This is a genomic window from Mycobacterium sp. NGS41 (genome assembly GCF_059812725.1).
In genome coordinates this window covers 24,111-35,971 of record NZ_JCALDF010000026.1, presented here as the reverse complement: position 1 = coordinate 35,971, position 11,861 = coordinate 24,111, and the positions used below count along the sequence as shown (strand labels likewise).

The following is an 11,861-nucleotide window of genomic DNA, read 5'->3' as shown; positions in this document are numbered from 1 at the left end:
GTCGGGTCTGGACAGGAGGACAAGTGGCCGGGCGACCCCTGCAAGCTTTCGAAGTCGTTGGTACCCAGCAACTCGGACCGCACCTGGTGCGGGTTGTGCTCGGGAGCAACGATTTCGACACCTTCGTGCCCAGCAAGTTCACCGACTCCTACGTCAAGTTGGTATTCGTAGCCGACGACGCCGATGTGGTCGCGTTGCCTCAGCCGTTGACGCTGGACAGCTTTGCCGAGCTGCCACCCGCGAGTCGGCCTTCGGTGCGGACCATGACGGTCCGTCACGTCGACGAGGCCGCGGGCCAGATCGCAATCGACGTCGTGGTGCACGGCGAGCACGGGATAGCAGGGCCGTGGGCCGTCGCGGCGCAACCTGGCCAACCGATCTACCTGATGGGTCCCGGCGGCGCCTATACGCCCGACCCGGCCGCCGATTGGCATCTGCTGGCCGGCGACGAGTCCGCGCTGCCCGCTATCGCCGCGGCACTGGAAGCACTTCCCGCAGGTGCGGTTGGTAAGGCGTTCATCGAAGTCGCCGGGCCCGACGACGAGATTCCCTTGACGGCGCCGCAATCGGTCGAGGTGAGCTGGATATATCGGGGTGGCCGGGCCGACCTGGTCCCCGAGGACCGCGCCGGCGACTCCGCGGCGTTGATCGAGGCGGTCACCACCGCCCAGTGGCTACCGGGCCAGGTGCACGTCTTCATCCACGGTGAGGCGCAGACCGTCATGCACAACTTGCGGCCCTACATCCGCAACAAGCGTGACGTGGATGCGAAATGGGCGTCGTCGATTTCGGGTTACTGGCGTCGCGGCCGCACCGAAGAGACCTTCCGGCAGTGGAAGAAAGAGCTGGCCGAGGAGGAGGCGGGGACTCAGTAACGGGCTGATCCCCGGCTGGCATTCTCTTTCGCATGGCATTCACACCCCATTTCGGGGACTACCAGAACGAAATCTATTTTCAGGGCCTGGCCGGGGTGGTGCCGTCGCTGCCGATGGCCTTCGCCGAGCTGGAATCCAAGGCGGAGCAGGCGATGCCGCCGTCGGTGTGGTCATATGTCGCCGGGGGAGCCGGCGACGAACGCACCCAGCGGGCCAACCGCGAAGCCTTCGACCGGTGGGGGCTGATACCCCGCATGTTCGTCGGCGCCACCAAACGCGACCTGTCCGTCGAGCTGTTTGGTCTTACCTTGCCCTCGCCGCTGTTCATGGCGCCGATCGGCGTGATCGGCCTGTGCGCCCAGGACGGCCACGGCGACCTGGCCACCGCCCGCGCGGCGGCCCGCACCGGCGTTCCGATGGTCGCCTCTACGCTGACCGTCGACCCCATGGAAGACGTCGCCGCCGCTTTCGGCGAAACCCCCGGCTTTTATCAGCTGTACACACCCACCGACCGCGAGGTGGCGGCCAGCCTGGTCAATCGCGCCGAAGCGGCGGGCTTCAAGGGCATCGTCGTCACGCTCGACACCTGGGTCACCGGTTGGCGTCCCCGTGACCTGAGCACCGCCAACTTCCCGCAACTGCGCGGGCACTGCCTGGCCAACTACTTCACCGATCCGGTCTTCCGGGCCGGCCTGCAGCGCCCGCCGGAGGAGGACCCGCAGGGCGCGGTGCTGCGCTGGGCACAGCTCTTCGGAAATCCGCTGACCTGGCAGGACCTGGGCTGGCTGCGCTCGCTGACCGACCTGCCGCTGATCATCAAGGGCATCTGCCATCCCGACGACGTCAGGCGCGCCAGAGACGGCGGCGTCGACGGCATCTACTGCTCCACCCACGGCGGCCGGCAAGCCAACGGCGGCCTGCCCGCATTGGACTGCCTGCCCGGCGTGGTCGAGGCTGCCGACGGGCTGCCGGTGCTGTTCGACTCCGGGATCCGCAACGGCGCCGACGTCGTCAAGGCGCTGGCGATGGGAGCCACAGCCGTCGGCGTCGGACGTCCCTACGCCTACGGGCTTGCGCTCGGCGGCCTGGACGGCATCGTGCACCTGCTACGCATGATCCTTGCCGAAACGGACCTGATCATGGCGGTCGACGGTTATCCGACGCTCAAAGATCTCACCCCGGACACATTGCGGCGCGTCGACTGAGTGTCGGCGCAGCGTGCCTGCGACCGTGGGGGAGTGCAGGTCATCCTCGAGGAGTTCGACGAGTACCTGGAACTCCAGTGCGGTCGTTCCGCCCACACCCGTCGCGCTTATCTGGGCGACGTGCGGTCGCTGTTGGCGTTTCTCGGCGAACGCGAACTCGAGCTGAGGGCGCTGAGCCTGCCTGTGCTGCGCTCCTGGCTGGGCACCGCGGCCGGGGCCGGCACCGCCCGCACGACGCTGGCCCGGCGCACCTCGGCGGTCAAGGCATTCACCGCCTGGGCCACCCGGCGCGGCCTGCTGACCAGCGACCCCGCCGTGCGATTGCAAATGCCGAAGGCACACCGCACGCTGCCGGCGGTGCTGCGCCAGGATCAGGCATTGGCGGCCATGTCCGCCGCGAAATCCGGGGCCGAGCAGGGTGATCCGCTGGCGCTCCGAGACCGGCTGATCGTCGAGCTGTTGTATGCCACCGGGATCCGGGTGAGCGAACTGTGCGGCCTCGACGTCGACGACGTCGACACCGGCCATCGTCTGGTGCGGGTGCTCGGCAAGGGCAATAAGCAACGGACCGTGCCCTTCGGTCGGCCGGCCGCCGAAGCGTTGCGCGCTTGGCTGACGGACGGGCGTCCCGCGCTGGCCACCGCGGAGTCCGGGGCGGCGCTGCTGCTGGGCAGCCGGGGCCGGCGCCTCGACGTGCGGCAGGCGCGCACCGTCGTGCACCAAACGGTCGCGGCCGTGGAGGGCGCACCCGACATCGGGCCGCACGGCCTGCGGCACAGCGCCGCTACCCATCTCCTCGAGGGCGGCGCGGACCTACGCGTGGTGCAGGAGTTGCTCGGTCATTCGAGCCTGGCAACCACGCAGCTGTACACCCACGTCGCGGTGTCGCGGCTGCGCGCGGTGCATGATCAGGCGCACCCGCGGGCTTAGCCAGCGCGAACAGACGCAAAGTCCCGCATTTCGTGCCGAATGCCGGGACTTTTGCGTCTTCTCGCCAGCGATCGGGCGTTGCCTGTGAGCCCAGGGCGTTGGCTGTGAACCCAGGGCGTTGGCTGTGAGCCCAGGGCGAAGAACGTGCCCGTCGGCCGCCCTCCCTTCACACCGAAAGCCCTCCCTTCACACTCAAGCCCCCGCCGCGGCCAAGACACACCGAGTCAGCCCTGCAGTGGCTTGAGCCGTATCGGTGTGGACGTCAGCAGCCCCAGCGGGTCGACGTAGTCGGCGCCGGACGCCGGACCCCACATCGCGCCCCAGTGCAGACATGCGGCGGCCCGGCAACCGTGGTGTCCGGCGACCAGCTCGCCGATCACCGACCGGGCGGTCACCGGCTGGCCGACCCGAACCGCCGCGCGGACCGGCTCGTAGCTGGTGTGCAACCCGCCCGGATGAGCCAACGACACCACCTGTCGCCCGGCCAGCTGACCGGCGAACACCACCACCGCGTCACCCGCCGCGTACACCTGCTGGCCTGGCCTGCCGGCCAGATCCACACCTCGGTGCCCGGGATTCCAATTGGGCGACGGCGCGTTGAACTCCCGGACGACGGCCGGGGGCGGGCGCAACGGCCACTCGAGCCGCGTGTCGTCCGCATGCGCCGGGGCGGCGGCCACAAGTGCCCAGTACAGGATCAGCGTCGCCCGTCGCACCCGGTCAGTTCAGCGCCGAGACGACGAGCGGGCCAGTCACCCGTCGGGTCCTGTGGAGTACAACGTGTAAACTCCTCGATGCAGCTCGTTTAAGCGGGCTGACTTCGCGCGCCTGCACCGCGACTCCCGTTGTCTAGGAATTCGCACCGCATGCCGAGCGGTCCCGTAAGCCGGATACCGGCAAACGGGTTCGGCATCGCCGCAGACGCCAGGGCCGGCTTCACCCGATGCCGGCGAACAACCGACATAAGTAAGGCATAGGCATGGCCGTAGTCACCATGAAGCAGCTGCTCGACAGCGGCACCCACTTCGGGCATCAGACCCGTCGCTGGAATCCCAAGATGAAGCGGTTCATCTTCACCGACCGCAACGGCATCTACATCATCGACCTGCAGCAGACACTGACCTTCATCGACAAGGCGTACGAGTTCGTCAAGGAGACCGTCGCCCACGGCGGGACGGTGCTGTTCGTGGGCACCAAGAAGCAGGCGCAGGAGTCCGTCGCTGCCGAAGCGACCCGCGTCGGTATGCCCTACGTGAACCAGCGCTGGCTGGGCGGAATGCTCACCAACTTCTCCACCGTCCACAAGCGGCTGCAGCGCCTCAAGGAGCTCGAGGCCATGGAGCAGACCGGCGGCTTCGAGGGTCGCACCAAGAAGGAAATTCTGGGTCTGACCCGGGAGAAGAACAAGCTGGAGCGCAGCCTGGGCGGTATCCGGGACATGGCGAAGGTGCCGTCGGCGGTCTGGGTCGTCGACACCAACAAGGAGCACATCGCCGTGGGCGAAGCCCGCAAGCTGGGCATCCCGGTCATCGCGATCCTGGACACAAACTGCGACCCCGACGAGGTCGACTACCCGATCCCCGGCAACGACGACGCGATCCGCTCGGCCGCGCTGCTAACCAAGGTGATCGCCTCCGCGGTCGCCGAGGGTCTGCAGGCTCGCGCGGGCGTGGGCCGCGCTGACGGCAAGCCCGAAGCCGAAGCCGCTGAGCCGCTGGCCGAATGGGAGCAGGAGCTGCTCGCCTCCGCAACGGCAACGGCGGCCCCGGCCCCGGCAACGGCAACCGCGGCCCCGGCCGACCCGGCTGCAGGCGCCACGGGCACACCAGAATCAACTACAGATGCATCCTAGGAAGGGCTGAGCATTGGCGAACTACACCGCTGCCGACGTCAAGCGACTTCGGGAGCTGACCGGCGCCGGAATGCTCGACTGCAAGAACGCGCTGGTGGAAACCGACGGCGACTTCGACAAGGCCGTCGAGGCACTGCGGATCAAGGGCGCCAAGGACGTCGGCAAGCGCGCCGAGCGGGCGACGGCCGAGGGTCTGGTAGCCGCCAAGGACGGCGTGCTCATCGAGCTGAATTGCGAGACGGACTTCGTCGCCAAGAACGCGGAGTTCCAACAGCTGGCCAACGATGTGGTGGCCGCCGCGGCGGCATCCAAGGCCGCCGACGTGGAGTCGCTAAAGGCTGCCAGCGCCGGCGAGGCGACAACTACCGTCGAGGAGGCCATTGCGGCCCTGTCGGCCAAGATCGGCGAGAAGCTGGAACTGCGCCGCGTCGCGGCCTTCGACGGCACCGTCGAGACCTACCTGCACCGACGCTCGGCCGACCTGCCGCCCGCAGTGGGTGTGCTGGTCGAGTACACCGGCGACGGCGGCCCCTCGGCCAAAGAGGCGGCACACGCGGTCGCGCTGCAGATCGCCGCGCTCAAGGCGCGTTATCTGTCCCGCGACGATGTGCCCGAAGAGGTCGTGACCAGCGAACGCCGCATCGCCGAGGAGACCGCCAAGGCCGAGGGCAAGCCGGAGCAGGCGCTCCCCAAGATCGTCGAGGGCCGGGTGAACGGCTTCTTCAAGGACACTGTGCTGCTCGAGCAGCCGTCGGTGTCCGACAACAAGAAGACCGTCAAGGCCCTGCTCGACGAGGCCGGTGTGACTGTGACGCGATTCGTCCGGTTCGAGGTGGGCCAAGCCTGAGCCGCCCGCTAGCGTCGTTGCAATGCAGCGAATCCACGCTTTCGGTGACGATGCCCTCGGTGAACTGGACGCCGTCGGCCTGGCCGACGCCATCCGGGCCGAATGGGTCAGCTGGGCTGACGTGGTCGAGGCCGCCATCGCGCGCACCGAGGCCGTCAACCCGGCCCTGAACGGTCTGGCGCACGAGGCGTTTCAGCGGGCTCGGGCCGCCGCGTCCAGGGCCGGCGGAAATGGGTTTTTTCACGGCGTCCCGACGTTCATCAAAGACAACATCGACGTCGCCGGACTGCCGACCATGTACGGCACCGACGCTTGGGCGCCCTTCGACGCCGTCACCGACAGCGAATTCACCCAGCTGTATCTGGCCACTGGGCCGGTATGCCTGGGCAAGACGCAGTTGTCGGAGTTCGGCTTCAGCGCGTCGGCCGAACATCCGCGGCTGGGACCGGTCCGCAACCCATGGAACACCGACTACACCGCTGGCGCCTCCTCCTCGGGGTCTGCTGCCTTCGTCGCCGCCGGTGTGGTGCCGATCGCGCATGCCAACGACGGCGGCGGGTCGATCCGAATTCCGGCCTCCTGCAACGGGCTTGTCGGACTCAAGCCGTCGCGGGGCCGAATGCCGCTCGACCCCCGGTATCGCCGGCTGCCGGTGGGCATCGTCGCCAACGGTGTGCTGACCCGCTCGGTGCGTGACACCGCTGCCTTCTATCGGGAGGCCGAGCGCATTTGGCGCAACCCCAAGCTGCCGCCGGTCGGCGACGTCATGAGACCGGGGACGCAGCGGTTGAGGATTGCCATCGTGACGCGGTCAGTCCTGCGCGAGTGCGGCCCCGAGTTGCGCGAGCTGACGCTCAAGGCCGCCGGGCTGCTCGAGGAACTGGGGCATCGCGTCGAATACGTGGACACCTGGGTGCCGACCAGCTTCGTCGACGACTTCGTCATGTACTGGGGGTTTCTGGCGCTGGCGCAAGTGGCCGGCGGCCGCCGCTCGTTCGGCAGCGCCTTCGACCGCACCCGGCTGGACAACTTCACCTTGGGGTTGGCCCGTCATACCAGACGCAACCTCCATCGCCTGCCGATGGCGATCGCGCGGTTACGCAGGCTGCGACGGGAGAGCGCGCAGTTCTTCGCTACCCATGATGTGTTGCTGACACCGACGCTGGCCGATCCGACGCCGCAGGTCGGTTACCTGGCGCCCACCGACTACGACCAGCTACTCGAACGGCTGACCAGCTGGGTCGCGTTCACACCCCTGCAGAATGTCACCGGCGATCCCTCGATTTCGGTGCCGCTGGCGCAATCCGCGAACGGGCTGCCGGTGGGCATGATGCTGTCGGCCGATATCGGCGGCGAGGCGCGGTTGTTGGAACTGGCCTACGAACTCGAAGAAGCGCGGCCGTGGGCGCGCATTCAGGCCCCCGAGTGACCGCTCAGTCGGACCCCAGCCTGCCGAGCATGCGTTTGAACTCGCGTTGCTGAGCGGCGGTCAGCTTGGCCAGGATGCGGGCATCGGCGACCTGGACGACGGCTTCCGCGCGCTTCAGCAGGGCGCGGCCCTGGCCGGTCAGCGTGGTCGGTAGCGCACGTCCCGAGGAGACCGACTCCGGCCGTACCACCGCGCCGATGTTTTCCAGCTTGCGCAGCACCGTGTTCATCGCCTGCGGTGTGACGTTGCTGTGTCGGGCCAATTCGGCGCTGGACACTCCGGGAGACATCGAAACAATACGCAGGCAAACGAATTCGGGAAGGGTGAGACCGAGCGGACGCAGTACGGCCGAAACCTCTGGTCGCAAAGCGGCTCCCACCCGGTAAAGCAGGTAGCCCAGCGGAGCGTCTTCGGCCTGACCCATGTCAACGATATTGACATACTTCCGGTGTATCGACCCGAGTAGCGAGGTAATTGCTGTTGGGCTTCCTGCCGTCAGAGAATCGGCCGGCCCCCAGTGACCGCGACGCGCGCTCCGGAAGTGTAACTGGACTCGTCGGAGGCCAACAGCACATATATCGGAGCCAGCTCCGCCGGTTGCCCGGCGCGTCCCAACGGCACGTTGTCGCCGAAGGATTCCACGCTGTCGGCAGGCATGGTCGCGGGGATCAGTGGCGTCCAAATCGGGCCTGGCGCGACGCTGTTGACGCGGATTCCTTTGTCGCCCAGCAGTTGCGCGAGGCTGGCCGAGAAATTAGCGATCGCCGCCTTGGTGGCCGCGTACGGCGCCAGCGTGGGATTGGGAGTATCGGAGTTGACAGAGGAACTGCCGATGATCGACGCGCCGGCACCCATGAACGGCAATGCGGCCTTGACGAGATAGAAATACGCGCCGACGTTCAGACGGAAGGTGTAGTCCCATTCTTCGTCGCTGATCTCTTCGAGGCTTTTGCGCATCATCTGGTAAGCGGCGTTATTGACGAGGATGTCGATGCCGCCGAACTCTTGGGCGGCCCGCTCGACGACTGCCCGGCAGTGGGCCGGCTCGGAGAGATCGCCGGGCATCAGGACGCATCTGCGGCCGGCGGCGTCGACGTAACGCGCCACATCGCGCGCGTCTTCGTCTTCGTTGAGGTAGGAGATCAGAACGTCGGCGCCTTCCCGGGCGAACGCGATCGCGACGGCGCGCCCGATGCCGCTGTCACCGCCGGTGATGATCGCCCGCTTGCCGGTGAGCCTTCCGGATCCCTGATAGCTGTCTTCGCCGCAATCAGGAACGGGATTCATCCGGGCCTGGATTCCGGGCACGCTCTGCTGCTGCGGTGGAAAGCTCATGACAATTCCTTTCTCAGTACTTGGACGCGTCCAATTACCAGGTAGGGCAATCGTTTTCACGATTCTCGGGTCATCGCTCCCGCGGTGGGCGTGTTAGGTTTTTCCGCGTTCCATGGGCAGCGTTTGTTGTTGAGAAGTATCGCTTCGGCTACCCCGCATCTGTCCGGTTAATCACGTGTGTCGGCCATTTCCGTCGTTACTGTGTTGTCAGAGTGGGGAACTGGTGGCAATTGTTGCCCATGTTAAGCAAGTGCTGAATTTGAATCCTGCGAATGATGCTGAAAATTAACGAAAAAACGGGTGTTTGCGCAGGTAGTTGCGGTGTGCCAGCGCAATTCGCGAGGTATTCCGTGTTTGATGATAGGGCAGTTGGGTATTGAGGACCGTGTGCGGTTTAGCGCCCGCTTGCCCAGATGCGGGACGACTGTTCGAACGTCACGGATGAGAGGAGACAGCGTGAAGTTCACCGGTAACACAGCGAAGACCTCAGTAAAGACGGCTCTTGCCGCTGCGGGTATTGCGGCGGTTGGTTTTTTCACCGCGGCGCCCGCCTCGGCGAATCCCATTATCCAGGGGCTAGGCACCAGCGAAACGCTGGTCGACGGGCCACTTGTGACCGCCTACACCGTCAGCAATTTGGAGCCGAGCAATGTGACGGTTCCCGGCTTCACTCCTACCGGTCAGCTTTGGCAGGCCGACGTCAGCGTGCACGCCAACAGCGGCGTCGTCACCCCTGTCGTGTCCAACTTCAACGCCCGGACCAACGACAACCAGACCTACCGGGTGATCAGCACGTCGCAGACGCCGAACGGGCTCAGCCCCGCGCCCATCAATCAGGGCGGCCAGGCGAGCGGAAAGATCTACTTCGACGTAACCGGCGCGCCCCCCACTAATGTCGTGTACAACGACGGGGTTCAGGACGTGCTGGTGTGGACTTCCAACGCAGCGCCCAACTCGGTGCCCACCCAGGCGCCCAACGGCGTGACCGGCACCGCGCCCAGCGCATCGCCGGGTCCTAACGCGCCGACGATGCAGTCCTAAGCAGTAAGTCCTCGGTTTGGCGGTAACTGAACTCCCCGCGTCCCATACGGTGGCGCGGGGAGTTCGGTGTGAAGACCAAGTTGCGCGGGGTACCCCACGGAAATGACCCACACCGATCACCGGCCATCGGAAGTACGTGAACGAGCCCAAGACCACGCCGAAGACGCGCGGACGGCAATGCGACAGCGGCGCGGCAAGCAGGACGGCGGGCTAAGTGGCTGGGTCGCCGAGCGTGCCGGCCAATGGGATCTCGGCGGTCAGGACGAGGCCACGCTGCAACGTCAGAAGTTCTTCTGGAATGTACTGGTCGATTACTGGTTCCGGATGGAGATCGACGGCTGGGAGAACGTTCCCGCACCGCCGGCGCTGCTAGTCGGCATTCACTCCGGCGCCCCGTTTGTGTGGGACGCCTGGACCGTCGGGATCCAATGGTGGCGACGTTTCGGTCAGGACCGCCCATTGCACGGCACGGCGCACGACGCGCTGATGGCGATTCCGGTTATCGGGCGGTACTTCCGGTCGATGGGTGTGCTTCCGGCCGCCCCAGACGCGATCGCCACCGCACTTGCGGAGGGGCGTGACGTGGCGTTATGGCCCGGCGGCGAGGTCGATTCGCTGCGCCCGTGGACCGAGCGTGATCGCGCCAACCTCGCGGGGCGCAAGGGCTTCGTGAAGATGGCGATACGGGCCGGGGTGCCGATTGTGCCGATCGCGACCGTCGGCGGCGCCGACGCGATGCCGGTGCTGATCCGCGGCGACCGCCTGTCGCAGGTCTTGCGGCTCGACCGGGTGCTGCGGCTGAAGGTATTCCCGCTGGCGGTGTCGCTGCCCTGGGGTGTCGCACCGGCGGCGCTGCCGCAGCTGCCGCTTCCGGCCAAGATCAGGACCCGCTTCATGCCTGCCGTCGAGCTGGAGCATGACCCCGAGCGCGCCGACGACGCCGACTATGTGGACCGCAAATACAACGAAGTGCAGGACAGCATCCAGCAGGGTATGGAAGCGCTGGCCCGGAAGCGCGCACTCCCGCTCTTTGCGTGACCGAACCCGGCTACTGGGCGATCGAGTCGGTGGCCGGCGCTGACGGCTCCCAGGCCGGACTCAGCGTCGGTTCGGTGATGATCCATTGCGGCTGCGGCGGCGTCACCGCCATATAGCCCACGCCGCGGACCGTGTCGATCATCGACTCGTACTCGGGCCCGAGTTTGACCCGCAGGCGCCGCACGTGCACGTCGACGGTGCGCACCCGGCCGTTGCAGTCATATCCCCACACTTCGTGCATGAGCCGCGTGCGGGTGAATGCCCGACCAGCATGCTGAACAAGGAAATTCAGCAATTTGAATTCGGTAAGCGTCAGGTCCAGGTCTTTGTCTGACAACGACGCCGTGTAGCTGGCCGGATGCAGGACCAGGTCACCGAATTTCAGGGTGCCGTCCAATGTGCTGCGCCGACGTGTGATGGCCAGCCGCAATCGTGCCTGCAGCTCCAGCGCGCCGGTGGCGGGCAGCAGCACGTCGTCGAAATGCCAGTCGACGTCGACCGCCACGAAGTCCGACGGCGCGACGACGCCCACCAGCGCGACGGCCGGCGCGTTAGCCGTCAGCCGTCGGGACACCCTGCGCGCTGCCGCCGGATCGGTGCGCGCGTCGATGATCGCCACGTCGACGCCGCGAGGGAGCGCGTCGAGGTGGTCGCTGAGCGGTGCCTGGTTGATGGTCTGGGCGAATGAGGCCAGCGTTGGCAATGCCGATTCGAAATCGTCCGCAAGGGTGAGTAGTAGAACGTGCAACAGACATCTCCAGACCTTGTGCTGGTATGTCCCTCCCGATGGGCACCAGCGCTGCGCTGAATACCCCGTCGATTGCAGAACTATTCCACGGCTGCACAACATATTGGCCGAGCTGGAGAAAAGTCGATGGATCCGGCCCGTTTGCCGGGCCGGATCCATCCTTCCAACAAGCTATTGGTGCGACTTCTGGCGCTGCTCCGCCGTGCTGGCGCTGCCGCGGGCCGCCTCGGCTTCGGCTTCCCGCTTTGCCGCGTCGCGCTGGGCTTGCGCCTTGTCCTGTTGGGCTTCGCCTTCGCGAGCGAGGTCGTCGCGACCTGTCACACTCCCGATGGCTTCCTTGGCCTTACCTTTGACTTCCTCAACGACGCCCTTTACCGCTTCAGCAGGTCCCTTGTTGGTGTCCGCCATTGGATTCCTCCTGGTTGGCGTTCGTGGTTTGAGCGACTTGCGCCCAACGCCGATCAACAAGCGATCGGTCCGGTAACACGGCGCCTACCGGCCCTTATTCTCAAGACCGTGGTTTCCCCGCCGCGTTGAGGCGGATTCCCAGGCCGCCGGAGG

General features: G+C 66.5%; 12 protein-coding genes and 1 pseudogene. 8 read left to right on the top strand and 5 right to left on the bottom strand.

Features of this window, described 5'->3' with window-relative positions; translation table 11 throughout:
- Window positions 1-23 precede the first annotated feature (23 nt).
- From AC5Y21_RS20130 to AC5Y21_RS20120, 3 genes are read left to right on the top strand one after another with little or no spacing between them, the layout of a single operon-like run.
- A complete protein-coding gene (locus tag AC5Y21_RS20130; RefSeq protein ID WP_499914967.1) occupies window positions 24-875 on the top strand; it encodes a siderophore-interacting protein in 852 nt (283 codons plus the stop codon).
- A gap of 32 nt (window positions 876-907) precedes the next feature.
- The gene (locus AC5Y21_RS20125; RefSeq protein ID WP_499914966.1) at window positions 908-2,080 is read left to right on the top strand and encodes a lactate 2-monooxygenase; all 1,173 of its coding nucleotides are present in this window, start codon (window positions 908-910) and stop codon (window positions 2,078-2,080) included.
- A 33-nt stretch (window positions 2,081-2,113) separates the two neighbouring features.
- On the top strand, window positions 2,114-3,010 hold the full coding sequence (locus AC5Y21_RS20120) for a tyrosine recombinase XerC (protein ID WP_499914965.1): 897 nt from the start codon (window positions 2,114-2,116) through the stop codon (window positions 3,008-3,010).
- 233 nt (window positions 3,011-3,243) lie between these two features.
- On the opposite strand, the pseudogene AC5Y21_RS20115 reads toward AC5Y21_RS20120, so the two are convergent.
- Window positions 3,244-3,726, bottom strand: a pseudogene (locus tag AC5Y21_RS20115) (M23 family metallopeptidase); the annotation flags it as partial.
- 263 nt (window positions 3,727-3,989) lie between these two features.
- Between AC5Y21_RS20115 and rpsB the strand changes: the two are divergent.
- From rpsB to AC5Y21_RS20100, 3 genes are read left to right on the top strand one after another with little or no spacing between them, the layout of a single operon-like run.
- A complete protein-coding gene (gene rpsB / locus AC5Y21_RS20110; protein ID WP_499914964.1) occupies window positions 3,990-4,862 on the top strand; it encodes a 30S ribosomal protein S2 in 873 nt (290 codons plus the stop codon).
- A gap of 13 nt (window positions 4,863-4,875) precedes the next feature.
- On the top strand, window positions 4,876-5,709 hold the full coding sequence (gene tsf / locus AC5Y21_RS20105) for a translation elongation factor Ts (protein ID WP_499914963.1): 834 nt from the start codon (window positions 4,876-4,878) through the stop codon (window positions 5,707-5,709).
- Between the two features lie 22 nt (window positions 5,710-5,731).
- The gene (locus tag AC5Y21_RS20100) at window positions 5,732-7,138 is read left to right on the top strand and encodes an amidase (RefSeq protein ID WP_499914962.1); all 1,407 of its coding nucleotides are present in this window, start codon (window positions 5,732-5,734) and stop codon (window positions 7,136-7,138) included.
- Between the two features lie 4 nt (window positions 7,139-7,142).
- Here the strand turns inward: AC5Y21_RS20100 and AC5Y21_RS20095 are convergent, their stop codons facing one another.
- Together AC5Y21_RS20095 and AC5Y21_RS20090 are read right to left on the bottom strand one after the other, a co-directional pair.
- Window positions 7,143-7,562 (bottom strand): MarR family winged helix-turn-helix transcriptional regulator, encoded by a 420-nt coding sequence (locus AC5Y21_RS20095; protein WP_499914961.1) that lies wholly within the window; start codon window positions 7,560-7,562, stop codon window positions 7,143-7,145.
- A gap of 71 nt (window positions 7,563-7,633) precedes the next feature.
- Entirely contained in the window at window positions 7,634-8,473 is an 840-nt protein-coding gene (locus AC5Y21_RS20090) for an SDR family oxidoreductase (RefSeq protein WP_499914960.1), read from the bottom strand.
- A gap of 456 nt (window positions 8,474-8,929) precedes the next feature.
- Here AC5Y21_RS20090 and AC5Y21_RS20085 point away from each other — a divergent pair, with 456 nt between their 5' ends.
- Both AC5Y21_RS20085 and AC5Y21_RS20080 read left to right on the top strand, forming a co-directional pair.
- Entirely contained in the window at window positions 8,930-9,514 is a 585-nt protein-coding gene (locus tag AC5Y21_RS20085; protein ID WP_499914959.1) for an MPT63 family protein, read from the top strand.
- A 102-nt stretch (window positions 9,515-9,616) separates the two neighbouring features.
- Window positions 9,617-10,552 (top strand): lysophospholipid acyltransferase family protein, encoded by a 936-nt coding sequence (locus AC5Y21_RS20080; RefSeq protein WP_499914958.1) that lies wholly within the window; start codon window positions 9,617-9,619, stop codon window positions 10,550-10,552.
- A 10-nt stretch (window positions 10,553-10,562) separates the two neighbouring features.
- Here AC5Y21_RS20080 and AC5Y21_RS20075 read toward each other — a convergent pair whose 3' ends face one another.
- Together AC5Y21_RS20075 and mbp1 are read right to left on the bottom strand one after the other, a co-directional pair.
- Window positions 10,563-11,300, bottom strand: a complete 738-nt coding sequence (locus AC5Y21_RS20075; RefSeq protein ID WP_499914957.1) for a winged helix-turn-helix domain-containing protein — start codon at window positions 11,298-11,300, stop codon at window positions 10,563-10,565.
- Between the two features lie 171 nt (window positions 11,301-11,471).
- On the bottom strand, window positions 11,472-11,708 hold the full coding sequence (gene mbp1, locus AC5Y21_RS20070; protein WP_499914956.1) for a microaggregate-binding protein 1: 237 nt from the start codon (window positions 11,706-11,708) through the stop codon (window positions 11,472-11,474).
- Window positions 11,709-11,861 lie beyond the last annotated feature (153 nt).

Coding starts and splice junctions, on each gene's coding strand:
- AC5Y21_RS20125 (WP_499914966.1), top strand. CDS start 908: ATGGCATTCACACCCCATTTCGGGGACTACCAGAACGAAATCTATTTT.
- rpsB (WP_499914964.1), top strand. CDS start 3,990: ATGGCCGTAGTCACCATGAAGCAGCTGCTCGACAGCGGCACCCACTTC.
- AC5Y21_RS20100 (WP_499914962.1), top strand. CDS start 5,732: ATGCAGCGAATCCACGCTTTCGGTGACGATGCCCTCGGTGAACTGGAC.
- AC5Y21_RS20095 (WP_499914961.1), bottom strand. CDS start 7,562: ATGGGTCAGGCCGAAGACGCTCCGCTGGGCTACCTGCTTTACCGGGTG.
- AC5Y21_RS20090 (WP_499914960.1), bottom strand. CDS start 8,473: ATGAGCTTTCCACCGCAGCAGCAGAGCGTGCCCGGAATCCAGGCCCGG.
- AC5Y21_RS20080 (WP_499914958.1), top strand. CDS start 9,617: ATGACCCACACCGATCACCGGCCATCGGAAGTACGTGAACGAGCCCAA.
- mbp1 (WP_499914956.1), bottom strand. CDS start 11,708: ATGGCGGACACCAACAAGGGACCTGCTGAAGCGGTAAAGGGCGTCGTT.